The organism is Streptomyces fuscichromogenes, from assembly GCF_014645815.1.
Taxonomy (GTDB): domain Bacteria; phylum Actinomycetota; class Actinomycetes; order Streptomycetales; family Streptomycetaceae; genus Streptomyces; species Streptomyces fuscichromogenes.
On record NZ_BMML01000004.1, the window covers coordinates 304,570 to 329,357 of the forward strand.

Sequence of the window (24,788 nt, forward strand, 5' to 3'; positions counted from 1 at the left end):
CTCGGCGGCGTCCCGCAGGGGCGCGGGGAACCGCGCGACCGGCCACGACCACGCCGCGGTCGACTGACGGCATGTCCCGGCCCTCCCCGCGCAGCGCTACGCCGCCAGCTCCTTCGTGATGCGGTCCAGCATGAACGCCGAGGACTCGCGCGCCCGTTCCTCCCAGGCGAAGACGCACGCGGTGGCGACACCGTCGAAGTCCAGCGCGCGCAGGGTGCCGAAGAAGGCGTCCCAGTCGACCTCGCCCTGGCCGATGTCCAGGTGCTGGTGGATCCGGGCGGTGGTGCCGGGCGGGTTGAGGATGTAGCGCAGCCCGCTGGAGCCCTTGTGGTTGAAGGAGTCCGCGATGTGCACGTGCTTCAGCCTGTCACCGGCGTAGCGCATCATCGCCGCGATGTCGGCCGTGGGGTCGGCGCCGGCGAGGTGGAAGGAGTGCGGCGCGCAGTACAGGTAGTTCACCCACGGCCTGTCGATGGCGCGGACCAGGTCGACCGCGGGGGCGTTCTCCTCGCAGAAGTCGTCCGGGTGCGCCTCCAGGTTGAGGGCGATGCCCTCGCGTTCGAAGAGCGGGAGGAGTTCCTCCAGCGAACGCCAGAAGGCCGCCTCGCTCTCCGCCGCGCGCTCCGGGCGCCCGTTGAACTCGCTGTTCATCAGCGGGCATCCGAGGTCGGCCGTGATCTCGATCATCCGCTTCCAGTAGCGGACGGCCGCCTGCCGCTCCGTCTCGTCCGGGGACGACCACTTGTACAGCGGAAGGACGGAGGACAGCTGGACACCGTGCGTGCGCAGGGAGTTCTTCAGCTCCGCGATCCGCGCGCCGTCCGCGCGCGGGTGCAGGAAGAACGGCATGAAGTCGTCGCGCGGCGACAACTCGATGTACTCGTAGCCGAGTTCGGCCACCGTGCGCACCATGTCGTCGATCGGCAGGGCGCGGAACATGTACGGGTCGAGGGCGATCTTCACGCGGTGCCTCCGTAGCGGGCCGGGCGGGGCTTGAGGTCGGTGGCGACGACGGCGCCGGTCTCCAGGGCCTCGACGGTCGCGGCGGTGATGACGGTGGCGGCGTAGCCGTCCCAGGCGGAGGGGCCGGTGGGTTCGTCGCCCGCCGCGACACCGGCGATCCACTCGCGGAACTCGGTGTCGAAGGCGTCCCTGAAGCGGCCCACCCAGTCCGTGAGGACCGCTGTGCTGTGCCGCCCCGCGGTACGGACGCCCACCGCGGCGGGGTCGGGCAGCCGGACCAGGCCCTCCTCGCCCACGGCCTCGCACTGGATGTCGTAGCCGTACCGGCAGTTGACGAAGACCTCCAGGTCGATGCGGACGCCCTTGGCGGTCTCGAAGAGCATGATCTGCGGGTCCTTGAGGTGTCCGAACCGCTTGCCGGTGGCGCGCGGGGTGATCACCTGGGTGGAGACGATCTCGTCGTCGAGGAGCCAGCGCAGTACGTCGACCTCGTGGACCGCCGTGTCCAGCGCGGCCATCGCGGAGGTGTACGACTCGGGGACGGTCGGGTTGCGGTGGGCACAGTGCACGAGCAGCGGCTCGCCGATCGTCCCCGCCTCGATGACCTCCTTCAGCTGCCGGTAGCCGCTGTCGTAGCGGCGCATGAACCCGACCTGGACCAGGCGGCGGCCGTGTGCCTGCTCCGCCTCGACGATCCGCAGGCAGTCCTCGGCGGTCGTCGCGAGGGGCTTCTCGCAGAACACCGGCTTCCCGGCGGCGATCGCGTTCAGCACGTGCTCGGCGTGGGTGGGGCCCCAGGAGGTGACGAGGACGGCGTCCACGTCGTCCGCCGCGACCACCGCCGCGCCGTCGGGCAGCACCCGGGCGCCGACCGGCTCCGCGGCCTCGGCGGCGCGGGCCGGGTCGATGTCGGTGACCGCGGTGACGCGGGCCCCGGTGATGGTGTGGGTGAGGCGCTGGATGTGCTCTGTGCCGATCCAGCCGGCGCCGATGACTCCTACACGTACGGTCATGGTCGTCCCTTCAGGGGTCAGGAGAAGCGCGCCCGGAGTTCGGCTTCGAGGGTTTCGAGGGTGCGGCCCCTGGTCTCGGGGACGTAGAGCTTGACGAAGGTGAGCGAGAGGATCCCCGCCACGACGAAGAGGAAGAAGGTGTCGGAGATCCCGATGCCGGACACCAGCGACGGGAAGACCAGGCCGATCACGAAGTTGGTCAGCCACAGCACCACGGCCGCGACGCCCATCCCGAAGCCGCGCATCCGCATCGGGAAGATCTCGGAGAGCATCAGCCAGGTCACCGGGGAGATCGCGCCCTGCTGGAAGGCGAGGAAGGTGACCGTCATGGCGAGCACGGCACAGGCCCGGCCGTCCCCGGCGGGCAGCACCAGGGAGAAGACGCCGATCAACAGCAGGGCCAGGGTGGTGCCGAGCTGGCCGGTCATCAGCATGGGGCGGCGGTCGACGCGCCCGAGGAGCCAGATGCCGACGAAGGTGGCGAGGACCGAGATCACGCCGTTGGCGATGTTCGCGGTCAGCGCGGTGTCCGAGGCGAAGCCGGCGTCCGAGAGGATCCGGGTGCCGTAGTACATGATCGTGTTGACGCCGGTGATCTGCTGCACGATCGCGATGCCGAAGCCCACGGACATCAGCCTGCGCAGCCACGGGGTGGACCGCATGTCCTGCCAGCCGCCGAGCTTCTCCTGCTCCTCCCGGACCGCGAGCGCGGACACCTCGGCCAGCTCGGCCTCGGCGCGCTGCGCGGACCGTACCTGCTTCAGGACCTCCAGCGCCTCGCCGAACCGGGTCCTGGAGGCCAGCCAGCGGGGGCTCTCCGGCATCACCAGCATGCCGAACCACAGCACCACGGCCGGGACGGTGGCGATCACCAGCATCCAGCGCCACACGCCACCGGACTCGCTGCCCGCCTTCGCGATGACCGCGTTGGAGGTGAAGGCCAGCAGCTGCCCGCTGACGATCATGAGCTCGTTGCGGGTGACCAGCGCGCCGCGCCGCTCGGCGGGCGAGATCTCCGCGAGGTACACCGGCACGGTCACCGACGCGCCGCCGACCGCGAGGCCGAGCACGAACCGCGCCACGATCATCACCGCGGTGGTCGGGGCGAGGGTGGCGCCCAGCGCGCCCACGAAGAACACCACCGCGAGGGCGAGGATCGTACGGCGCCGGCCCCGCGCGTCCGACAGCCTGCCGCCGGCCACCGCGCCGAGCGCGGCGCCCAGCAGCAGCGAGCTGGTGACCATGCCCTCGGTGACCGGGTTCAGCCCGAGGTCCTTGCTCATGTAGGGCAGGGCACCGTTGATCACGCCGGTGTCGTAGCCGAAGAGCAGTCCGCCGAAGGTGGCGATGATCGTGATGAGCCGGAGCCGGCGGGAGGCCGCCGGGGAGGGGAGGCCGGTGACGGGGGCGGTGGCCCGGAGCGCGTCGTCCCTGACGTTCATGGCCGCCCCCCTCACCGGTCGAGGGCCGGGCGCCGGGTACCGGACAGGCCGCAGCCGTTCAGGTACGCGCGGGTGCTGGTGGCGATGGGCAGCGGCACCTCGGGGGCGCACGGGTACAGGTCCTGCTCGACGATCACGAACAGCTCGGCGTCCAGCGCGGCCAGTTCGGCCACCACGTCGGCCGGGTTCGGCACCCCGGCCGGGGGCGAGACGCACACGCCCCGCTGCACGGCCTCGCCGAAGCCGAGGTCCTCCGCCGCGACCTGGGCGAGGATCTCCGGGTCCATCTGCTTGATGTGGACGTAGCCGACGCGCTCGCCGAAGCGGCGGATCAGGTCGACGTTGTCACCGCCGCCGTAGGCCACGTGTCCGGTGTCCAGGCACAGGTTGGTGTACCGGCCGTCGGACTCGGTGAGCAGCCGCTCGATCTCCGGCTGGGTCTGGATGTGGCTGTCGGCGTGCGGGTGGACGACGAGCCGTACGTCGTACTCGTCGAGGAGGAGCCGGCCCAGCCGGTCGGCGGCCTTGCCGAAGCCGGCCCACTGCGCGGCGGTCAGCTCGGGCGACTCGGTGAACGCGCCGGTCCTCTCGTCCCGGTACATGGGCGGGATGAGGATCACGTGGTGGGCGCCCGCGGCCTGGGTCAGGGCGGCGACCTGGCGGACGTGGGCGAGCATCTCGTCCCAGGCCTCGGGGCGGTGCAGCGCGCCGAACGCGGTGCCGCCGGAGACCTTGAGCCCGCGGGCGTCGAGCTCCTCGGTCAGCCGCCGCGGGTCGGTGGGGAGGTAGCCGTAGGGGCCGAGTTCGAGCCACTCGTAGCCGGCCTGCGCCAGCTCGTCGAGGAAGCGGGTGTACGGCACCTGGTGCTCGTCCTCGGGGAACCAGATGCCCCAGGAGTCGGGTGCCGAGCCCAGGCACAGGTTGCCGGCGGTGGTGCGGAGGGCGGATGGCGCCGTTGCCATGGAGTGTCCTTCGGGGAGAGGGGACCGGGTCTCGTCGGGCGGGCCTTTGTCGCGCTCTACTAGCGCGCTCTAGTTCGAGTACGATGACTCCTGTCCGAATGTCATGTCAATACCTTGTTGCGGGGGGATTTCCGGGAGCTTCCGCGGCCGGGCCGTAGGGTGGGCTCCGTCGAAGGGTGGGTGCGCAGGTGGATGCAGCGGGCAGGCAGCGGCCGACGATGGCCGACGTCGCCGACAGGGCGGGGGTCTCCCGGGCGCTGGTGTCGATCGTGTTCCGCAACCAGCCCGGTGCGAGCCGGGAGACGCGCGAGCGGGTGCTGCGGGTCGCCGACGAGATCGGCTACCGCCCCGACAGTGCGGCCCGGCTGCTGGCCCGGGGCCGCAGCCGCACCCTGGGCGTGATGTTCACCGTCCACCAGACCTTCCACACCGATCTCATCGAGGGCATCTACCCGGAGGCCGAGCGGCTCGGCTACGACGTGCTGCTCTCCGCCGCCGCCCAGGGCCGCAGCGAGGAGAAGGCGGTGGAGGCGCTGCTCGGCCACCGCTGCGAGGCGCTGATCCTGCTCGGCCCGGACGCGGAGCCCGCCTATCTGGACGAGCTCGGCCGGCGTGCGGTGACCGTCTCGGTCAGCCGCCGGGTGCCACGGGCCCGGGTGGACTTCGTGCACAGCGCGGAGAGCAAGGGCGTCCGGCAGGCCATGGACCACCTGGTCGAGCTCGGGCACCGCGGCATCGTGCACATCGACGGCGGCCGGGGTCCCGGATCGGCCGAGCGGCGGCGCTCCTACCGGGCCGCGATGCGCCGGCACGGGCTGGAGGCGGAGATCCGGGTGATACCGGGGGAGCACACCGAGCAGTCCGGCATCGAGACCGGACGGCTGCTGCTCGCGGAACGCGAGCGCGGGCTGCCGCTGCCGACGGCGGTGCTGGCGGGCAACGACCGTTGTGCGATGGGTGTGTTGATGGCGCTGACGCGGGGCGGTGTCGAGGTCCCGAGGGACGTCTCGGTGGTCGGCTTCGACGACAGTCATCTCTCCCACCTCATGCCGATCGGCCTCACCACGGTCCGTCAGGACGCGCGGCTGATGGCCGAGTACGCGGTGCGGTTCGCCGTGGAGCGGCTGGAGGAGCCCCAACTGGAGCCGCGGGAGGCGGTGCTGGACCCGAAACTGGTGGTGCGCGGCACGAGCGGGCCGCCCCCCGCGGGGGACGGCCCGCTCGTCCGGTGACCGCGGACTGAGCGTCAGCGGGTGCCCTTGGCGGCGAACCCGGCGATCGAGCCGGCATTGTCCTTGGTGACGAACGCGGGCCCGGTCAGGACGGGTTCGGCGCCGCCACCGCTGTAGTTGCCGTTGTTCTTGTAGAGCCACAGCGCGTCGACGGCGAGGTAGCCCTGGAGGTACGGCTGCTGGTCGACGGCGAACTCGACGGAGCCGTTCTGGACGGCGGACACCAGGTCCTTGTTGAGGTCGAAGGTGGCGACCGCGGCCTTGCTGCCGGCGTCCTTGACGGACTGGACGGCGGTCAGCGCGAAGGGGGCGCCGAGGGTCACGACCTGGTCGATCGAGGAGTCCTGCTGGAGCTTGGCGGTGATGGTGGACTTGACGGACGGCATGTCGGTGCCGTTGACGTAGATCTTCTCCGTCCTGCCCTTGAAGCCCTTGGCCAGACCCGCGCAGCGGGCTTCGAGGGCGACCTGGCCCTGGGACTGCACGACGCAGAGGGCCTTCTTGGCGCCGAGCCGGTTGAGGCGCTCGCCGAAGGCCTCGCCGGCGATGTTCTCGTCCTGGCCGAAGTACTCCAGCATGCCGAGCTTCTTCCAGGCGTCCACGCCGGAGTTGAAGCCGACGACCGGGATGTCCGCGGCCTTGGCCCTGGCCACCACGGACTTCAGGGCGTCGGGCGTGGCGGCGGTCAGGGCGATGCCGTCGACCTTCTGGTCGATCGCGTTCTGCACCAGGTTGGCCTGGCCGGGGGCGCTGGGGTCGCTGGAGTAGACGAGCTTGATGTCGTCCTTCGCCGCGGCCGCGGCGGCGCCCTTGCGGATCAGGTCCCAGAAGGTGTCGCCGGGCTCGGCGTGGGTGATCACGGCCACCGTCATACGGGGCGTGGACGCCTGGCCGGCGGCCGCGGCGCCGCCGCTGTCCTCGGACTTCCTGCCGCCGGAGCTGCTGGAGCAGCCTGCGGCGAGCAGGACGGCCGCGAGAACGGTGGCGGCCATGGCGGCGGCTCGGTGGTTTCTGTGCATGTCCCTTGCACCTCGCTGTGCGGTTCGGGTCGGCTCTGCGGAGCGGAGCGAGCGGTGAATGACGCGGAAGGAATGGCGCCGGGGGCTTACGGCACCGGTGGCCGACCGGCTGCCGCGCACGGGCGGGGCGGAGCTCCGTGCCGACGGTCAGGGGTACGGCCGTCGGCGTTTCTGGTCTGTGCTAGAGCGCTTTATTAGCGCGCTCTAGTGACACGTACTATGGGGGCGCCCCCAGGGGATGTCAATCGCTTTGTCATGACGTCCCAACAAAGGGGCCGCGGCTCTTCACCGCGTGCTGCACACCGACTTCAGGGCCGCTCCGCCGCCGTCGCCGCCCGGTGCGGACTGGGCGTCCTGCACCCGCTGCACGTCCTGGAGAAGGCCGCGGATGCCCGGGTCCTGGCCGGCGGCGACCCGCGCGATGGTCAGCAGGACGGCCTCGTAGAAGGCGTCCCGTACGGCGGGCGCCATCACGTCCGAGGCGTCCAGGCAGCGGGGGCCGGTGCGGAGCCGCTCCGCCGTCTCGCGCTCCACCGTGCCGCCCTGCGGCTCCACCCGGCGGTTCGCGGAGAACACGTCCGCCAGTTCGGCCCACCGCTGCTGGCCCTCCCGCGAGGCCAGTCGCCTGACCAGGGCACGCGCCTCGGGCCGGGCACTGAACAGGGCCGCGAAGTCGCCGCTCACCTCGTGGCCCCGGACCGGGTAGCCGCCCCCGGGCAGCAGCGGCGCGGAGTCCGTCAGGCGGGCGCGCCGGGCGTCGGCCGCGGTGTAGAAGGAGCGGGCGAAGGACCCCTGGTGCTCCAGACCGCACCCGCCCCAGTGGGCGAAGAGCAGCCCCCGGCCGTCGCTGACACCGCGGTGGTCGGTGAGCAGGGCGTGCCGGGCCGCACCCCGGTCCTGGCGCAGCAGCGCGGCCCAGGCCTCCCAGGCGGTGCGCACCGGGGCGCTGCCCCAGGTCACACCGTTCTCGCCCAGCACCCAGTCCTGGTAGGTGTCCGGGCCCGACCGCTGGAGCACGAGATCCTCGATCCAGTCGGTGCCGGGCCAGCCGGACGCTCCGTCGTCGCCCATCCCGATGCACCAACTCCGCATCGGAGCGGGTGAGTTCGCCGGCTTCTCGCCCTCGCGGTACCAGACGACGCTCTTCAGGTCGGCCTTGACCGGAACCCAGTAGACGTCCGCCGACGACGTGCCCGTCGGCTTCCAGGGGGCGCCGTACTCCTGCGGGTCGTAGAGACCGTTCAGCGGCTTGAGGCGGTTCTGCCCGGCGTACTCGGCGAGTTCACCGATGCCCGGCATGATCACGACGTCCGGGGGCTCGCCCGCCTGCACCTTGGAGAGCAGCACCTCACGCTGGGCCGCGGTGCCCTGGTAGCGGAAGGGGATGCCGAAGCCGCGCAGCAGGGACTCGAACTGCTCCGCCTGCTGTCCGGTCCAGGTGCCGAGGATGGTCACCGGCTCCTCGTCGTCGTGCCGCGCCCAGGCCACCACCAGGCCTCCGGCCGCGATCAGCACCATGACCACCAGGAGGACGAGCACGCGGAGCCGCCGGGTCACCGCCGCCTCCAGTAGTCGCCGTCCAGCCGGAGCGCCAGCCCCAGCACGGGCAGCACGACGAGCAGCAGGCCGCCGACGAACGTGCCCTCGTACACCCGGCCGCTCCAGGTGCCGTCCGTCAGCTCCTGCCGGATCCGCTCCGAGGTGTCCGTGACGCCCTGCTGCGCACCGGCCAGCCCGCCCCGCCCGGACGCCCGCGTGATCCACCGCAGGTCCACGAGTGCCGCGTCGACGCCGTGCCCGGTGGCGGACGCCGTCATCAGCGGGACCACCGCGAGCAGCGCGGTGAGGACCAACGCCCCGAGCAGGTAAGGATTCCAGTCCCGGCCGCAGCGGTCGCGCAGCACGAACAGCGCCGAGCACAGGGTCAGGGCCAGTGCGGCCAGGGCGAGTTCGCCGAGCCACCAGCCGGCGCGCTGCCCACGCCCCGTGGCCGCCGTGGCCTCGGCGTGCCGCAGCTGGACCGTCTCCAGCGCGTGCAGCCGGGGCACGAGACCGACCGTGCTCCGGGTGAGCAGCGAGTGCGCCTCGTCGAGCTTCTGCTCCCGCATGAGGGGCTGGTCGCGGTAGACGGAGGTACCCAGGCTGAGCGAGTTGCCGTAGGTGGCGAGCAGGCCGTCGACCGTGCCGAGGTCCTGGTCGGTACGGTCGGCGATCCGGGACAGGCCCTGGTCGGCGGCGGACAGCTGGGCCCGGTAGGCCTCACCCGAGCCCGCGACGTCCAGGAGTCTCCGGTCCACCAGGTACTGGACCTCCTGGTAGGAGCGCAGCGCCGCGAGCCGCGAGGCGGCGAGTCCCTGCACGGCCGGCGCCTCCCGGCTCGCGAGCGCGTCCGCGCCCCGCTGGGTCTGCCGGCAGGACAGGGACAGCGAGGTCGCCGCCACGACCGCGCACACGAACGCCACCAGCAGATGCGCCTCCAGCAGCCGGCGGGTCCGCCAGGGCCTCAACCGCCCGCGCCAGAACACCGCGGGGGAGTACCGGTACCGGCGCGGCCGGGCCGCGCGCACGGTCGTCGTCACAGCAGTTCCTTCCCGCAGCTGATGCAGTACCGGGCCTCGCCGCCGGCCGGAGTGCCGCAGCCGCCGCAGCGCGGGCCGGGCCGGGGGCCGGCGGTGTCGGCCGGGGGCGCGCCGGGCCGGGACCCGGCGCGCAGGATCATCGGGCCGAGCGCCCCGGCGTCGACGGCGCGCAGCCGGATCCGCCCCGCGGCCGCGTCCTCGACGTCGGCGACCGTACGGATCTCGTCCAGCACCCAGCCGATGTCCAGCCCCGTCGCCAGCCGGGCGGCCTGTCCCAGACACTCCTCGGCCGTGTCCCGCCGGTGCTCCCGCAGCGCGGCGAGCCCCGCCCGCAGGGCACCGCGCATCCGGGCCGTGGCATTGAGGCTGCGCACGCTGCCGGTGCCGGTGCCGGTGGCCGGGGCGGGCGGAGCGGACTGGTCGGGCAGGTGCCAGCGGGCCACGACGGGCGCGTGGACGTCCCCGACGGAGACCATGGCGAACTGCAGCTCGGTCTCCAGCGGGTCGCCGTCGGCGTCCGCCACCAGCGTGAGCAGGTAGTCCCGGCTGCCCTGCTCCCACTGGTACGTCGGAAAACTCCAGCGATGCGGCCGGCCGGGCCGGGGCAGCCCGCCGAGGCGGTGCGGCCGGGGCGCCTTCTCGCTGAGCGAGACCTGGCGTACGGAGGGCCGCAGCGTCACCTCGATCGGCAGCTGGGGCGTGTGCACCCGGCGCAGCCGCGCGATGGCGTCCGTGATCGCCCGCCCGAGCCCGTCGTCCACGAACTGCGCGGTGCCGTGCAGCCGTTCGGCGAGGTCCAGCAGCGGGTCGGGGGCCCAGTCGGCGCCGATCGCGAACACATCGCAGGTGAACTGCCCGGCGCAGCGCTCCAGTTCCTCCGTCAGCCGGTGTTCCCCGGCCGCGCTGCTGCCGTCGGTGATCAGCACCAGATGCTGTACGGACAGCGGCCGGCCGGCCAGCAGGGCGCGGGCCCGGGCCGCCCACCGCGCGTACCCGGCGGGACGCGGGCCGTCCCGGTGCAGCGGCAGCGAGCCCGCGACGAAGGCGGCCCGGCGCCGGTGGTACTGATCGGCGACGGCCCATTCGTCGTCGCCCCGGGGATAGCACCGGACCGGCTCGGGGCCGCCGCCGAGGACCGTGAAGGAGATCCGGTCGGGCAGCGCGCGCAGCGCGGCGGGCAGCGCGTGCCGGACGGCCGCCCGGTGCTGCTCGGCGACGTCCACCGCGATGATCACGGCGAGTTCGACCGCCGGCAGGTCGGTGGGGGCGCCGTCGGCGGCCACGTCGACCCGGAGGCGGGCCTCGATCTTCGCGCTGTGATGCGGACGCGGATCGCCGTCGAGGTCGACCCGCAGCCGGATGCCCGGCTGCGGCGGCCGGGTGTGGCTGCTCATGTCCTGCCTCACCGCTCCTTCCCTCCGTGTTCCTCCGTGTTCCCTCCGGCCGTCCGAACAGGGACTTCCGTGTGGCCTTCCGTGTGGCCTTCCGTGTGGCCTTCCGTGTGGTCAGAACAGGGTCTGCGGGCGTACCGCGTGCACCAGGTCCACGAGGTGTTCGTGGGTGGCGGCCGTCTCCCGGTGCTGGGCCGCGAGCTGCCGGTACAGCGACTCCAGCCGCCGGCGCAGCTCGCGCTCCGGCGCGGTCAGGCGCCTCAGCCGACGGGCGTCCAGCCGGCCGGCCGGACCGGGCCGGTCGTTGAGGCGGTGCAGCGCGTCCAGTTTCCATTCGTGCAGCTCGGTACGGAGCCGCAGCGCCTCGTCCGCGGACAGGCTCGGCTCGCCGGCGCCCGGCAGACGGCCCACCAGACCGGGCAGTTCGGCCAGCGCCGCGTCGACCTCGGCGGGCGCGGCGAGCGAAGCGAGACGGGGGTCCCCCCGGACGAAGCCCGGGGGAGGATCGGCGTCCCCGGGCAGCCGGGCCGCGCGGATGCGCAGGGCGGCGATCCGCGCGACGGTGTGGTCCAGGGTGCCGGGCCCCACCCGGCCCAGCACGTCGAGCGCGGCCCGGCGGTCACCCGCGCGCAGCGCGAGCCGGGCCAGGCCCAGGGCGGCGCCGCCGTGCGCGGGGTTGCGGGCGAACACCGCCTCGTACAGCTCCCGGGCGGAGGGCCCGGCCGCGTCGTCTCCGAGCTGTTCCCCGCAGTGCGCGAGGGCCAGCTTGGGGGCGTACTCGCCGGGCAGTTCGAGGTGGACCCGCATGAAGTGGGTCCTGGCCTCGGCGATCTGCTGGGGGTTGTCGTCGAGGCCGGCGCTGCGCAGCGCGAGCAGGGCGCGGTGCCACTCCAGCCGCCACCGGCGTACGGCGGACGGCCCCGGGACGGAGTCGGCGGTGTCCAGTTCGGCCTGCGCCCGCTCCAGGTCCTCCCCGGTGTTCCGGCCCAGGAGGACCCGCACGTTGTGCAGGCAGATCTCCACCGAGCGCGGCATCTCGTCCTCCTGGTCGAGGAGCTGCCCGGGGTCGTAGCCGCTGCTCACCTCGAACCGCGCGGTCTGCGGGTCGCCCGGATACCGCCTCGGCACCGGCAGACACCCGGCGATCTCGGCGGGCGTGGGGGCGCCGAGGTCGAGGGCCGGGGCGACGGGCGGCCGGTAGCGGTCGGGACGGGGCCGTGCCAGCCAGTGCTCGATGGCCGGCACCGTGCCCAGCCGGGCGCCGAGCAGTTGCGTCGACGGCCGGAAGTAGTCGGAGGGCTCGGGCGGGTCGCTCTTGCCGCGCAGGGCACGGATCTCCCGCAGCGCGCCGCGCAGTTGGCCGGCCATCTCACGGGCGTCGGTGAAGCGCCGCCCGGGGTCGTCGCGGACGGCGCGCTCGACGACCCGGCGGAAGGAGTCGGTGCCGAGGCCGGGCACCCGGTCGACGGCCCAGCCGGCGAGTTCCCGCAGGGTGACGCCGACGGTGTGCAGGTCGTGGGCGACGGTGGGCAGGCCCGAGAACGCGGTCTCGGGCGCCATGTACTCGGCGGTGACATGGGCGGGCGGCAGGCTCTGCCCCTCCTCGCGCATCCCGCCGAGGTCGATGACCTTGACGCCGTTCCCGTGGTGCACGACGTTCGAGGGCTTCATGTCCCCGTAGACGAAGACCCGTTCGCCGCCGGCGTGCAGATGCGCGAGGGCTTCGAGGATCTGGCAGCCGTACGCCGCGACGTGCTCGATGTCGAGGACGGACTCGCCCCGCCGGGTCTCCTCGACGACCTTCGCGAGGGTCCCGTCGCCGACGTCGTCCATGACGATGTGGCCGCCGGTGGTGGCGCCGGCGTCGTCGCGCCGGGCGACGAAGTCGCGGATCTGGACGATGCGCGGGTGCCGGATGGCGACGAGGTTGCGGCGTTCGAGGTCGGCCAGTCGGGCACCGTCGTGCTCGTACCGGTTGAGCAGCCCCTTGACCGCGACGACGTCACCGAGATGGGTGTCCTCGGCTAGGTACACCCAGCCCTGGCCGCCGTGGGCGATGGGGCCCATGATCCGGTACTGGTCGCGCAGCAGCTCGCCCGCGGTGAGTTCCGGCTCGTACGAGTAGCGTGCGCCGCAGGCCGGGCAGTACCCCTTGATGGGCACCGGGCCCTCGGTGTACGGCGGGGCGAAGGTGATGCCGCAGTCGGCGGCCGAGCAGCCCATGCGGATCCGCAGCGGCGCCTCGGGACGGACCAGCCGGGCCCCGACGGGGCGGGTGGCGTGCTCGGGGAGCGCGAGGAGGTCGCGGGGGCCGAGGTCCCGCGGGGCGTCCGGCAGGGCGGGCAGACCGGGCTGTCCTTCGGCGCGGCCGCACAGGTCGCACCAGCCGGTGGGCAGGACGGTGCCGGTGCAGGGGGAGCCGTCGAAGTTCCGGTGCGGGCAGCCGGTCATCCTTCCGTCGCCCGCCTTCCCGGCCCACCGGTCCGGACGCGCCGCATCAGCGGCCTCCCCGGCGGTCCAGGTCGGCGCGCAGGGACCTGATCAGCGCGCGCAGTCCGGTGAGTTGCCGCTGCGGGTCCGGCAGAGCGCCGATCCGGCGGCGCTCGGCCCGGCGCAGGTCGGCCGTCTCGGTGACGGGGCCGAGGGAGGCGCTGCCCACGACGTCGCGGCGGACGGCGTTGCCGAGCTCCAGGAACTCCAGGCGGCCGAGGAGCACGTCCGCCTGGCGGAGCAGCGCGGGCCGCAGCAGGTCGTCGCGGGCCGCGCTCCAGCCGGGGCCGCCCTCGTGCCGGAAGACGAGTAGCAGCCTGAAGTCCAACTCGCGTAATCGGCCCAGGAGTTCGAGAAGCGGGCCCGGCCGGGGTTCCTCGTCGAACCCGTCGACGACGACCGTGACGGGTCGAACAGGCCGTCCGGGGCCGGGAACGAGGCCGGGAACGGGGCCGGGAACGGGGGCGGGAACGAGGGTGGGACCGGGACCGGGCACGGGGTCGGGGTCGGGGGCGCCCCGGGGGCGGCGCGCGGTGCCGAGCAACCAGTCCCAGTGGGCCAGGTATTCGCCGACCGGGAAGGAGATCCGGCCCAGCGCGTGGTCGGCGAGCTGCGGTCTGCTGTCGCCGCCGCGGTGGACGATGTCGGCGAGGTGCAGCACATGGCGCAGCGAGCGGTCCCTGCCGCTGTCCGGGCGCACCACGGTGATCTTCACCGGGTCCTCGTCCGGGTCGCCGAACCACCGTGCCAGGCGCTCCCCGAAGTCGTGGTCCCAGGCATCCGGCCCGGTCAACTCGGCCACCAGGGGCGAGAGTTCCGCGATGCGGTCGACGGGGATCAGATAGGAGAAGGCGAGCCGGTTGCCCTCGGGCAGCAGCTCGCCCAGGTCACCGCGCCAGCTGACGACGAGGCCGACCACCCGCGCGGGCCGGCCGTCCTGCGGCCGGGTGCACACGGCGGCCCCGCTGAAGCCGGCGCGCACCACCTCCGCCCTGGTGACGGCGTCGAGCTGCACCAACTCGCCGCTGGCGCCGCCGATGCGGCCCCACAGGCTCATGCCGTCGTCGAAGCCCTCCGCGTAGCCGGTCGCGTAGACCTCCGTGCCGGCCCTGAGCCGGGGTTCCAGCCGGGCGGGACGGGCCCCGGGCCGCGGGCTCTCCAGTCGTAACACGGCGACGTCCTCGCCGTGTTCGCCCTCCGGCAGCCAGCCGCCCGGCGGGACGCGCGCGGCCACCGGCTCCAGCGCGCCGTTCTCGGCGAACTCCACCCACATCACGGCGTCCGGGTGCCGTACCACGTGTGCGCAGGTCAGTGCCGTGTGCTGGTCGACGAGAACCCCGGCCCCGCAGACGGGACCGTGCGCGTCCCCGCGTCGCAGCCGGAGTCTCCAGTCCGCACGCAGTTCCCCCATGCCGTCTCACACTACGCGCGCGGCATGGTGCGTCCCTAGACTTGTGACCAGGTTGGATCGGTCAGTCGGCGGAAGCCGGCGGCACGGTGCGCGCGGAGTCGGCCAGGGCTTGGACCATCGCCCTGCCCGGCCTGCCGGAGCGGGTCCCGGTGGGAAGGCTCGCGCGGGAACACCCCCGTCGCCCCCGCGCGAGCCCGTCCGGGGGATGCCGCGGTCAGAAGCCGCAGTAGTAGTCGGAGCCGTTGCCGGGCAGCAGGGAGTCCTTCACCCAGCCGACCGTGCCGTCGTCGATGTTCCAGAGCCAGGTCCAGGTGCCGCCGGAGCCGGACGTGTAGCAGTAGTACATGAGCGTGTCCTGGTTGTCGGCCCAGCCCTTGACGCCGCAGCTGGTGCTGGAGCCGCTGCGCATGTTGGCGGAGACGCCCTTGGTCATCGTGACTTCGGTGCCGTCGTTGAGCGGACCGGACTTGCCGCAGGCGGCGCTCGCCGCCGCCGGACCCGCGGCGGTGACGACCAGGGCCGCGGGGACGGCCAGGACCCCTATCGTCAGTGCCGCCAGCTTCGTCCGCAATGATGCTCGCATTTTCTCGTTCCCTCCTGTCGGCCCGTGGCACGCGGCGCTGCCGCCGCGGTGGTCGGGGCGCGGCCCATCGTGGTCGGCCTGTCGGCCAACCGGCCATCGGCCGGAGCCAGTTGGGACAACGGGGGATGAACGAGGTGCTGACCTGCGGGGATGTCGTGCGGGACGAAGGGGTGGCGGGATGTGCGGATATCGTGAAGGCGGGAAGTGAGCGGGACGGGGGCTGGACGGGTACGCGACGGCGTACGCGAAGGGTTGGGGCATGCCGCGATGGAAGGCGCTACCCGAGTCGATGGATCCCCGGATCCGTCGACTCGTGGTCGAACTGCGCCGGTTGAAGGACCACAGCGGGCTGAGCATGGCCGCGCTGGCGTCCAGGACGGGGTTCAGCAAGTCGTCCTGGGAGCGTTATCTCAACGGCAGGGTGACGCCGCCCCGCAACGCCGTCGAGACCTTGGCCGACGTGTGCGGCGGCGACCGCATCGGCCTGGCGGTGCTGTGGGAGGTGGCCACCTCCGTCACCACGCCGAGCCCCGCGGCCCCCGCTCCACCGGAGCCGGATCAACCAGATCAACCAGATCAAGCGGAGCAAGTGGGGCAAGCGGAGCAAGTGGGACAGCCGGAACGGCCGGAACCCCTCCGGACACCGCCTGCGGAGGAGCCCCGGAAGCCACCGGCGCACGGCGAGCGCACGGACACCGACCGCCCGGACGGTGGCCGTGCTCCGCGCCTGGCACGGCCGGTCGCGACGGTGGCCGGCGTGGCCGTGGTGGTGGCCGCCCTCGCCGTACTGGCGGCGGTGGCAGTGGCGATCACCTGGCCCGGATCGCCGTCGGCGGAACCGGAGTCGGCCTCGGCCGCCGCGACGACGAAGGTGCCGACCTCCACCTACTCCGCCCAGACGTTCCCGTGCTACTTCACCCTGCGCCGCGGCCTGTTGTACGCCGGGCACAGCACGACCGTCACCGACACCTACCACGTCGGCATCACCGTCGAGTCGGTGGCGGAGGTGCAGTGCCTGGTCAGACGGCACGGCTTCGACCCGAAGGGGATCGACGGCTCGTTCGGGCCCAACACCAGGGCCGCGGTCGAGCGGTTCCAGCGGTCCCGCGGACTCACCGCCGACGGCATCGTGGGCCCCATGACCTGGCGCGAGCTCAGGAAGCCGGGTGACTGAGGGCCCGCGGCCGGACCCGGGCCGTACCGCGCGGCCGACCACCACACCCGAGGTCCGCCACCTGGTGGAACGACTGCGGGAGGCCCGGGAGGAAACCGGGCTGAGCTTCGCCGCGCTCGCGGCCAGGACCGCCTACAGCAAGTCGTCCTGGGAGCGTTATCTCAACGGCAAGACGCTCCCGCCCCGGGACGCGGTGGAGACGCTGGCGAAGCTGAGCGGCGCGGATCCCGTACGGCTGCTGGCGCTGTGGCAGCTCGCCGACCGCGCCTGGAGCGGACGCGACGCCCGTGCCGCCGAACCGCAGGCCGCCGGCCGGGCGGAGGCGCCGGTCGTGGACATGCCCCCCGAGCGGTCCGCCGAGTCCGCCCCCGCTTCTGGTGCCCCCGTAGAGCGAACCCGGGAAGACCACGACGGGCCGGCGCCCCGGGTCCGGAGACCGCGCCGAGGCATCGTGCTCCTCGTGGCGGCGGGGACCGTGCTGGTCACCGCGCTCGCCGTGGGCGCCGCCGCATGGACGTACGGCGGCGGGCACGGCGCACCCACGCCGGGACCCACCAGCGGTACCTGCCGGGGGGCGAACTGCACGGACCGCGATGCCGAACAGCACGACACGGACTGCTGGACGGACGCGGGCACCCGGGCGCGACGGGAGATCTCCGGGCGGATCGTGGAACTGCGCTTCAGTCCGACGTGCCGGGCGGCCTGGGGCCGGGTCACGGACCCGCACGACGGGGACCGGTTGCGGGTCGACACCACCGACGGGCGGCAGCAGTCGCGGCTGGTGCTCGTGCCCGACCGGTACCTCTACACACTGATGATCGGCATCGGCCGCCCGTCGGAGGCCCGCGCCTGCGTCGAACTCCCGGACGGCTCGTCCGCCTGCACCGGATGGGGACACTGACGGCTGCGCACCGGCCGACGAAGCCTGGCCCCTGCGCGGTGAGTTCCGCCCGCACCGGCTCCGGTCCTGGACCGGATGTGGACCCCTGACGGCCCTGCGCGTGGGGTGCGGGTGTGTTCAGGGCTCAGGGGCGGTGGTCACGGATGTCCGTCGAGGAGGGCCGCCGGAATCATCGCGTCGGGGGCGAGCGGAGGACCGAGCACGATCTGTCCGTTCGCGGCACCGGCCCTGCCCAGCGCCTCGGGGGTGACGGCCCAGCCGGCCGGCTTCGGACGGGACCGGTTCCAGCCGGCGTCGCGGAAGAAGCCCTCCATGCCCGAGGGGGTGGCGATGGCGAGCATGTCCACGTCGTCGGAGGTGAAGCGGTACGCGTGCGGGACGCCGCGCGGCAGGAACGCGACGCCTCCGGGGGCGAGTTCGAACCGGCGGTCCCCGATCCAGACCAGTCCGCTGCCGCTCAGCATGACGAAGATCTCGTCCTCGGCGGGGTGCACATGCACGGGGGACGCGGTGGGAGTCGGCACGGTCGACCGGAACACGCTCAGGGCGCCGCCGGTACGCTGCGCGTCCAGCAGTACTTCCATGATCCCGCCCCCGATCCACTCCAGCTGCTCGTGTTCGCCGGCCCGGGCCACATACGGAGAACTCACCGCGTTCCTTCCATGATCTGACTGCTGGTCACCTGGAACGCTACGGGCAGCACCCCTGGCCGCGGTATCCCAGAATTCTGGGGTCCACCGGATACGCTCCACCGTGTGGGGCGGCTGCGGGACGACATCGAGCGGATATGCGGGCACGGCCTGGACGCGCGGACGCTGCGGTTACGGGTGATGGCCCGGCTGGGGCAGGACGTCGCCCACGACGCCTACTGCTTCGGCACCATCGATCCGTGGACCCTGCTGATCACCGACGACGTCTCCGAGGGCATACCGCCCGGCAACGGCGGACTCGCCGCGCACAACGAGTACCTCGTGCCGGACGTGGACAAGTTCGCGGACCTGGCCCGCACCGGCCGTACCGTCGGGATCCTCAGCCGCAGCGCCGGTGGCGACCCGAGCCGAAGTGCCCGCTTCCGTACGGTTCTGCCGGTCATCGGTGCCCGGCACGAGTTGCGTGCCGTGTTCACGACGGACGGGGAGTGCTGGGGGGCACTGACCATGTTCCGTCAGGCCGGCCGGGGGGACTTCACGCCGCGCGAGGCGGCCCTGGTGCGCGCGCTGTCCCAGCCGGTCGCGGCAGCCCTGCGCCGGGCCTGCGTCGACGCCGCACAGGCCGTACCTCCCGGGCCGGCCGGCCCGGCCGGGCCCGGCATCCTGGTGCTCGACGGCGAGGGCCGCACGCTGATCGCCAACGAGACGGCCCGGTACTGGCTGGACGAGCTCGGTGCCCAGGCCCTGCACGAGGTGTCGGCGGCGGCTCGGGCCGGACGGGGTGAGGAGGCGTATCTGCGGGTCCGGTCCCGTACCGGGCGGTGGCTCTCGCTGTGGGGCTCGCCGCTGGACGGCGATCCGCGCGACGGCGCCCCGGCCGGTGGGACCTCGGTCGTCATCCAGCCGACGCCGACCTCCGGCATCACCGAGATGCTGGCCCTCGGGTACGGGCTGACGGCACGGGAGCGGGAGATCCTGCAGCACGTGATCTCCGGCCGGTCGTCGACCGGGATCGCCTCCGAACTGACCATGTCCCCCTACACCGTGCAGGACCATCTGAAGTCCGTCTTCGGCAAGTTCGGAGTCCGCAGCCGTGGTCAGTTGGTGGCGCGTGCCCTGGACATCGCACCTGTGGATGTCTCGCCCACGGAGTCTTGACGCAGGTCCGACCGCGGTGGCTAGCGCCTGCTCTCCGTGGCCGGGGTGCGTCGCCTTCGCGGACACGCGCGGCGATGGACGTCGGATCGAAGTGGGCCGGGCTCGCGTCCGGCCAGGTGTCCTCGTCCGTCCCGAACGCGCTGGACAGGAACTTCTCGTGGTCGTTGCGGAGGCGGGCGGGGGAGGGGCCCGGCCCGTCGGACGTCGCGGGCGAGGGCAGGTCGTACCGGCCGTTGAGGCCTGCGCCGCCTGCTGAACCGGCTGGGCGACTCCGCGGCCGCCGTGACGCAACTTCGCTCGCGACACCTTCCCGGCCGAAGGGGCCACCGCCTGACTGTCGCAGTGGCCGGTGACATCACTCGGCCAGCCGGAGGCCGAGGTCTCCGTCGTGTCCGACCTGCGCCGCGCCTCGGGACGGTTCCAGAACAGCGAACGCCCGGCCGGCCTGATCCGGGACCTCACGAAGTGCAGCCCGCGCTTCGCCGAGCTGTGGGCCTCCGGCCTGGTCGGCGCGCACCAGGACAAAGCCAGGTTCCGTCCGGCGGCCCCAGCGGTCGCTTGCGGGGGTTGACCCCACCGCACACACGGGCCTCAGCATCCCAGCCAACAGACATGCCAGCCGGATCGTGTGAGCGACCAGGACTCCGAATGATCGGACAGGCAGAGCAGCACCCTCAGCCGCCGGAGGATCACTCATGTCCCGTACTCCCCGCACGCGTTGGTCCGCGTATCGCGTTCTGTCGTCTCTCGCCCTGCTGACCCTGGCCGTCGGCGCCGGCACGGCGTGCGGCGACAACGATTCCTCCGCCGCCTCGTCCGCCTCCGCGGGGGCCGGCCAGGCGGCCGAAGCGAAGCTGCACATGGTCGACAACGGCGGTCACCGCCTGGCCTTCTACGTCACGCGGGGCAACGGTTCCACCATCGTCCTGGACTCAGGCGGCGGCGAGGACTCCTCGCAATGGAAGGACATCGTCCCCGAGCTGCACGCGGCCACCGGCGCCACCGTGATCACCTACGACCGGGCCGGCCTCGGCAAGAGCGACGTGGTGCCCGGCCCGTGGAAGGTCGAGAGCGCCGTCAGTGACCTCAAGGCGGGGCTCAAGCAGCTGGGCGTCACCGATGACGTGACGTTGGTGGCCCACTCCCAGGCCGGCGAGATCGCGAACTACCTCGCCAAGGACAATCCGAGGATGCTCCGCGGTGCGGTCCTGGTCGACGCCAACCTCCCCCAGTTCTTCACGGACGAGGAGATTCCCCGTCTCGTAGCCGCGTCCCGGCCGGAGGTCGACGCGGCGAGGAAGGATCCCGAGAAGCCGGCGAACCGCCAGCTCATCTCCACTGCGGAGGGCTTCGTCGCGGCGCACCGGGCATTCCACAAGGTGGCATGGCCGGACTCGGTCCCGGCAACGGTCATGGTTTCGGAGAAGACCCCGTTCGGCGGGTCTCCCGAGGACGCCCGGCGCTGGCGTGACGCCGCCGCTTCGTTCGTCAGGGGGGCGCCCAACCGAACGCTCGTCATCGCCAAGGGCACCTCCCACGAGGTGCCGACGGAACGTCCCGACCTCGTGCTCAAGGCGATCGAAGACATGTTCGCCGCCCAGCACTGACCCCCAGGACGCGATCTTCCGGGCAGCCGGTCGAACTCGCCGCCGTGCGCACCGCGTTCCTCGCCGGGCTGGGTGACCTGGTGGCCGGCGCCCAGCGGGCGGGAATCCTGTGCGACGACGTCAACGCGACGACAACGTCCTGATGCTCGGCTTCATTCCGCCGAGGCGGGCCCCCGCAACGGCGGACGACGCCCCCGTTGCGGACCTCGCGGACCGCCGCACCGCCGTGCTCCGGCAACCTGGTCCTCGGTGCGACCGGCATCGCCCTGGGCGCCTCCGGCATCTGGGTGTCCAGCTCGGCTCGGTGGAACCCGGCGATGAGGCGGTCCTCCGCCGGGTCGAGCGCGGCCGTACACGCCGGCCGGGGTGGCGGTCGCCCTCCGCCGTCGACGCGCATCCGCACCCGTGGGCAGAGCCTGTGGAGCCTGCTCCGCGGCCCCGCCCGCGGGCCCGTAGCCCCCGAGGAGTCCCAGAGACGCCGCCGCACTCCTCTCCGCCCCGATTCACCGCAGCAGGTCAGACAGGGTGCGGCGGCATTCGCGCATCAGATGTCGCGGAAGATCTCGATCTGCGCCCCGATCGTGTTGAGGCGTTCGGCGAGGTCCTCGTAGCCGCGGTTGATGACGTACACGTTGCGCAGGACCGACGTGCCCTCGGCCGCCATCATCGCCAGCAGGACGACGACCGCGGGGCGCAGGGCCGGCGGGCACATCATCTCGGCGGCGCGCCAGCGGGTCGGGCCCTCCACCAGGACCCGGTGCGGGTCGAGGAGCTGGAGGCGGCCGCCGAGGCGGTTCAGGTCGGTGAGGTAGATCGCGCGGTTGTCGTAGACCCAGTCGTGGATCAGGGTCTTGCCCTGCGCGACGGCCGCGATCGCGGCGAAGAAGGGGACGTTGTCGATGTTCAGGCCGGGGAAGGGCATGGGGTGGATCTTGTCGATCGGCGCCTCCAGTTTGGAGGGGCGGACCGTGAGGTCGATCAGGCGGGTACGGCCGTTGTCCGCGGAGTACTCCGGGCTGCGGTCGTGGTCGAGGCCCATCTCCTCCAGGACCGCGAGCTCGATCTCCAGGAACTCGATGGGGACGCGACGGACCGTCAGCTCCGACTCGGTGACGACGGCCGCGGCCAGCAGGCTCATCGCCTCCACCGGGTCCTCGGAAGGCGAGTAGTCCACGTCCACGTCGATGGTCGGGACGCCGTGCACGGTCAGGGTCGTGGTGCCGATGCCCTCCACCCTGACGCCGAGCGCCTCCAGGAAGAAGCAGAGGTCCTGGACCATGTAGTTGGAGGAGGCGTTGCGGATGACGGTGACGCCGTCGTGGCGGGCCGCGGCCAGCAGCGCGTTCTCGGTCACCGTGTCGCCGCGCTCGGTCAGCACGATCGGGCGGTCGGGGCGGATCGCGCGGTCGACCTGCGCGTGGTACTGCCCCTCGGTCGCCGCGATGTCCAGGCCGAACCGGCGCAGCGCGATCATGTGCGGCTCGATGGTCCGCGTGCCCAGGTCGCAGCCGCCGGCGTACGGCAGCTTGAAGTGGTCCATGCGGTGCAGCAGCGGACCGAAGAACATGATGATCGAGCGGGTGCGTACGGCGGCCTCGGCGTCGATCGACGCCATGTCGAGGTCGGCGGGCGGCACCAGCTCCAGGTCGACCCCGTCGTTGATCCAGCGGGTGCGCACGCCGATGGAGTTGAGCACCTCCAGCAGGCGGTACACCTCCTCGATCCGGGCCACCCGGCGCAGCACCGTGCGCCCCTTGTTGAGCAGCGAGGCGCACAGCAGGGCCACGCACGCGTTCTTGCTGGTCTTCACGTCGATCGCGCCGGACAGCCGGCGGCCGCCCACCACCCGCAGATGCATCGGGCCCGCGTAGCCCAGTGAGACGATCTCGCTGTCCAGGGCTTCACCGATTCGAGCGATCATCTCAAGACTGATGTTTTGGTTGCCGCGCTCGATGCGGTTGACAGCGCTCTGACTGGTGCCGAGCGCCTCCGCGAGCTGGGTCTGTGTCCAGCCACGGTGTTGCCGGGCATCACGGATGAGCTTGCCGATGCGTACGAGGTAGTCGTCTGCCATGAGGCCGAGGTTATCTCAGATATGAGATGGCGCCCGGTGAGGGGTCCGTTCGGGTGATGCCCTGTCAAGGGGCCTGACCGTTCGGCCCGTCGACCGCCGTTCCGATTCGCGCAAGGGCGGGGTGAGAGCAGGTCAAAACGGCTTCCAACGTTTGGTCAGGAATTCCGTCGGCCGTTGTCCGGAGACCTTTCCTCCGTGCGCTGGAGTGGTGCCCGGCGCCCTCCTTCGGCACATGTCATCAGGCTCAAGTCGGAGGTACCTGAAATGCCCCGGACGGCCATGGGGACGACTCCTTCCGCCGGAACTCCGGAAGCCCCGAAGATCACCCTGCTCGGATCCATCGACGCCGATCAGGGAACGCCCGAGATGATGCCGGAAGGCGGGAACCCCAAGCCGTTCCTCGCGATCATCTACAACGGAATCTGATTCACGGACCGTTGTGGCCGAGCTGTCGCCGGTGCCCGTTCGAAGGGCGCCGACGGCGGCCGCCGGGAATTCCCGCACTCTCACCGCACACAGTGGGGACCGCATATGTCTCGAATGATTCGGGTGGCGGAAGGCGTGGCGAGCGACGGTGGCGTGTACGGCCGCTCCCTGAGGATTCCGGACGGGGGACCGGAGCCCGGTGCGGATGCCGGCGGGGGCGTGCGGCGGCAGCCGCCCTCGGTTCTCAAGAGCCGTCCGGGCGACATTCCGACCTGCCCCTGCCTGGCCGCGCTGGTGCCCGATGCGTGACGGGATGCTGGCCGGCCTGGGCGTGGTCTTCACAGGCCAGGAGGCCACTGTCCGGACCGACGAGCCGGGGCTCGCGAACTGGCTGACGGTGCAGGGGGTGCCGGCGTCGATGTTCGAGGGCGTGCTGAGCGGCCGGGAGCCCGCGCCGTCGCGAGCGGTCGCGGTACCGCTCGACCATGGCCGGCTGCCGTCCCGGCGGGTGCTGCGCGACATCTTTTCCAGGTCCAGTGTGCTGTGGATTCCACTGGCCTCCTTATCCACCGATCCACAGGTCTCCAGATACGGTCTGGAAAAGTTCTCGGAGATCGACATCCGGGGGTGTGTGGCGGCGAACCGCCGGATCATCTCCCAACTTCGCCTGGCCCGCGCAGAAGTGCACATGACCGGCCCCGGAACGGATCTCACCATCCGCCTCCCGGAACAACTCCGGCTCTCCAGCCGAACCCGTCCGGAACTTCTCCCGGACGAGCACTCCACCATCGGGAACTACTTCGAGGTGGCCATGTCGCCGACCGATCCGGCCGGCCGTGTCGACACCGATCTCACGGTTTCCGGAAAGCTGCGGACAGATTCCGTACTCGTCGCCAGACACCGTGAATTGACAGGTGCCCGTGCCGGTAGGTTCGGGGCCGCCGCGGAATTGGCCGAGAAGATGCGGAAATGCTGTCCGCTGTATGCGTGGATCCGGGGCAACCGGTTCGTGGACGGTTTCGGGCCCTTCACCGCCGGCATCCACGCGGCGAGCGGCCCCGAGTACCGGGGCGCGGTCACCGAGGTCGCCGTCGGCACCGGCGTCCTGTCCGCCGACCGGGTGGACTGGAGCCTGAACTGCCTGCTCAACGAGGGTGCCGCGGGCGTCCGTCTGGGGTGGGCAACGGTCTGACCGGTATGCGCTTCGACTTCGTCTCGCGGGAGGCCCGGCTTGACCCGAACTGACATGTTTTCCGACACGCCGACGATCCGCCGTGTGGGTTCACTGCGCCTCCGTCCGGAGCCGGACGGCGGCGCCCGGGTGGTCGATGACAGCACCTTCGCCGCCGCCCAGGTGAACCAGGCCGCCCGCATCCTCCTGGAGGCGCCGCGCGAACCGTGCGCCGAACGGGACCTGGTGACCCCCCTCGCCTCCGCCGCCGGCTGCTCCCCGGCGGAGGCCGCCGCCCCGGTGGCCCGCCTCCTGGCCGACCTCGCCGCCCACGGCTGGGTCGAGAGCTCCTGAATCCCCGCCCCGCGGGCGACGCCGCCATCGTCGTGCGGCGTCCGGTGCGCACAAACAGCGGGTCCGGGCATGACCAACCCGCGGCCGTGTACTAGAGTTATCTCGACATCGAGATATCTGCCTAAGTGCACCGCAGCCGCCACTCCGGTAAGGCATGCCTAATTAGCCTGACCTTACTGGATCGGCCA

The 24,788-nt window shown here is 72.4% G+C and carries 22 protein-coding genes; 9 read left to right on the forward strand and 13 right to left on the reverse strand.

All coding sequences use genetic code 11. The features are described 5' to 3' along the window. Positions 1-96 precede the first annotated feature (96 nt). From IEZ11_RS10820 to IEZ11_RS10835, 4 genes are read right to left on the reverse strand one after another with little or no spacing between them, the layout of a single operon-like run. Positions 97-963: a sugar phosphate isomerase/epimerase family protein gene (locus IEZ11_RS10820; RefSeq protein WP_189262449.1), complete on the reverse strand. Its 867-nt coding sequence runs from the start codon at positions 961-963 to the stop codon at positions 97-99. Then, positions 960-1,976, reverse strand: a complete 1,017-nt coding sequence (locus IEZ11_RS10825; RefSeq protein WP_189262450.1) for a Gfo/Idh/MocA family oxidoreductase — start codon at positions 1,974-1,976, stop codon at positions 960-962. Before IEZ11_RS10825 ends, IEZ11_RS10820 begins: the two co-directional genes overlap by 4 nt. A gap of 17 nt (positions 1,977-1,993) precedes the next feature. Continuing rightward, complete coding sequence (locus IEZ11_RS10830; protein ID WP_189262451.1) at positions 1,994-3,418, reverse strand: sugar porter family MFS transporter; 1,425 nt, start codon at positions 3,416-3,418, stop codon at positions 1,994-1,996. Positions 3,419-3,429: 11 nt separating this feature from the next. Next, positions 3,430-4,380, reverse strand: coding sequence for a TIM barrel protein (locus tag IEZ11_RS10835; protein WP_189262452.1), 951 nt, complete (start codon positions 4,378-4,380; stop codon positions 3,430-3,432). 218 nt (positions 4,381-4,598) lie between these two features. Here IEZ11_RS10835 and IEZ11_RS10840 point away from each other — a divergent pair, with 218 nt between their 5' ends. After that, entirely contained in the window at positions 4,599-5,612 is a 1,014-nt protein-coding gene (locus IEZ11_RS10840; protein WP_189262649.1) for a LacI family DNA-binding transcriptional regulator, read from the forward strand. Positions 5,613-5,626: 14 nt separating this feature from the next. Here the strand turns inward: IEZ11_RS10840 and IEZ11_RS10845 are convergent, their stop codons facing one another. From IEZ11_RS10845 to IEZ11_RS10875, 7 genes are all read right to left on the reverse strand, one after another. Next, on the reverse strand, positions 5,627-6,631 hold the full coding sequence (locus IEZ11_RS10845; RefSeq protein WP_189262453.1) for a substrate-binding domain-containing protein: 1,005 nt from the start codon (positions 6,629-6,631) through the stop codon (positions 5,627-5,629). A 285-nt stretch (positions 6,632-6,916) separates the two neighbouring features. Next, positions 6,917-8,188 (reverse strand): extracellular solute-binding protein, encoded by a 1,272-nt coding sequence (locus tag IEZ11_RS10850; protein ID WP_189262454.1) that lies wholly within the window; start codon positions 8,186-8,188, stop codon positions 6,917-6,919. Then, on the reverse strand, positions 8,185-9,210 hold the full coding sequence (locus IEZ11_RS10855; RefSeq protein ID WP_189262455.1) for a hypothetical protein: 1,026 nt from the start codon (positions 9,208-9,210) through the stop codon (positions 8,185-8,187). Before IEZ11_RS10855 ends, IEZ11_RS10850 begins: the two co-directional genes overlap by 4 nt. After that, the gene (locus IEZ11_RS10860; protein ID WP_189262456.1) at positions 9,207-10,604 is read right to left on the reverse strand and encodes a vWA domain-containing protein; all 1,398 of its coding nucleotides are present in this window, start codon (positions 10,602-10,604) and stop codon (positions 9,207-9,209) included. The genes IEZ11_RS10855 and IEZ11_RS10860 overlap by 4 nt, the downstream gene beginning before the upstream one ends. Before the next feature lie 111 nt (positions 10,605-10,715). Next, positions 10,716-13,052 carry a tetratricopeptide repeat protein gene (locus tag IEZ11_RS10865; protein WP_189262457.1) on the reverse strand — a complete coding sequence of 779 codons (2,337 nt, stop codon included), beginning with the start codon at positions 13,050-13,052 and terminating at the stop codon, positions 10,716-10,718. Between the two features lie 46 nt (positions 13,053-13,098). Continuing rightward, positions 13,099-14,502: a S1 family peptidase gene (locus IEZ11_RS10870; RefSeq protein ID WP_189262458.1), complete on the reverse strand. Its 1,404-nt coding sequence runs from the start codon at positions 14,500-14,502 to the stop codon at positions 13,099-13,101. A gap of 214 nt (positions 14,503-14,716) precedes the next feature. Beyond that, entirely contained in the window at positions 14,717-15,085 is a 369-nt protein-coding gene (locus tag IEZ11_RS10875) for an SH3 domain-containing protein (RefSeq protein ID WP_189262459.1), read from the reverse strand. Positions 15,086-15,344: 259 nt separating this feature from the next. On the opposite strand from IEZ11_RS10875, the gene IEZ11_RS51895 reads away from it, so the two are divergent. Both IEZ11_RS51895 and IEZ11_RS10885 read left to right on the forward strand, forming a co-directional pair. Continuing rightward, positions 15,345-16,259, forward strand: coding sequence for a helix-turn-helix domain-containing protein (locus tag IEZ11_RS51895; RefSeq protein WP_189262460.1), 915 nt, complete (start codon positions 15,345-15,347; stop codon positions 16,257-16,259). Further along, positions 16,252-17,160: a helix-turn-helix domain-containing protein gene (locus IEZ11_RS10885; protein WP_189262461.1), complete on the forward strand. Its 909-nt coding sequence runs from the start codon at positions 16,252-16,254 to the stop codon at positions 17,158-17,160. Before IEZ11_RS51895 ends, IEZ11_RS10885 begins: the two co-directional genes overlap by 8 nt. 137 nt (positions 17,161-17,297) lie before the next feature. Here IEZ11_RS10885 and IEZ11_RS10890 read toward each other — a convergent pair whose 3' ends face one another. Then, complete coding sequence (locus tag IEZ11_RS10890) at positions 17,298-17,810, reverse strand: cupin domain-containing protein (protein WP_189262462.1); 513 nt, start codon at positions 17,808-17,810, stop codon at positions 17,298-17,300. Between the two features lie 105 nt (positions 17,811-17,915). Here IEZ11_RS10890 and IEZ11_RS10895 point away from each other — a divergent pair, with 105 nt between their 5' ends. From IEZ11_RS10895 to IEZ11_RS10905, 3 genes are all read left to right on the forward strand, one after another. Beyond that, positions 17,916-18,968 carry a helix-turn-helix transcriptional regulator gene (locus IEZ11_RS10895; protein ID WP_189262463.1) on the forward strand — a complete coding sequence of 351 codons (1,053 nt, stop codon included), beginning with the start codon at positions 17,916-17,918 and terminating at the stop codon, positions 18,966-18,968. 349 nt (positions 18,969-19,317) lie between these two features. Then, entirely contained in the window at positions 19,318-19,539 is a 222-nt protein-coding gene (locus IEZ11_RS10900) for an MmyB family transcriptional regulator (RefSeq protein WP_229712942.1), read from the forward strand. A gap of 124 nt (positions 19,540-19,663) precedes the next feature. Then, a complete protein-coding gene (locus tag IEZ11_RS10905; RefSeq protein WP_189262464.1) occupies positions 19,664-20,575 on the forward strand; it encodes an alpha/beta fold hydrolase in 912 nt (303 codons plus the stop codon). 544 nt (positions 20,576-21,119) lie between these two features. On the opposite strand, the gene IEZ11_RS10910 is transcribed toward IEZ11_RS10905, so the two are convergent. After that, entirely contained in the window at positions 21,120-22,649 is a 1,530-nt protein-coding gene (locus IEZ11_RS10910; protein ID WP_189262465.1) for a helix-turn-helix domain-containing protein, read from the reverse strand. Between the two features lie 264 nt (positions 22,650-22,913). On the opposite strand from IEZ11_RS10910, the gene IEZ11_RS10915 reads away from it, so the two are divergent. The 3 genes from IEZ11_RS10915 (at position 22,914) to IEZ11_RS10925 (ending at position 24,600) form a co-directional block, all read left to right on the forward strand. After that, positions 22,914-23,075: a hypothetical protein gene (locus IEZ11_RS10915; RefSeq protein WP_189262466.1), complete on the forward strand. Its 162-nt coding sequence runs from the start codon at positions 22,914-22,916 to the stop codon at positions 23,073-23,075. Positions 23,076-23,376: 301 nt separating this feature from the next. Further along, entirely contained in the window at positions 23,377-24,267 is an 891-nt protein-coding gene (locus IEZ11_RS10920) for a CgnE/CgnB domain-containing protein (RefSeq protein ID WP_229712943.1), read from the forward strand. Between the two features lie 84 nt (positions 24,268-24,351). After that, the gene (locus IEZ11_RS10925) at positions 24,352-24,600 is read left to right on the forward strand and encodes a hypothetical protein (protein WP_229712944.1); all 249 of its coding nucleotides are present in this window, start codon (positions 24,352-24,354) and stop codon (positions 24,598-24,600) included. Positions 24,601-24,788 lie beyond the last annotated feature (188 nt).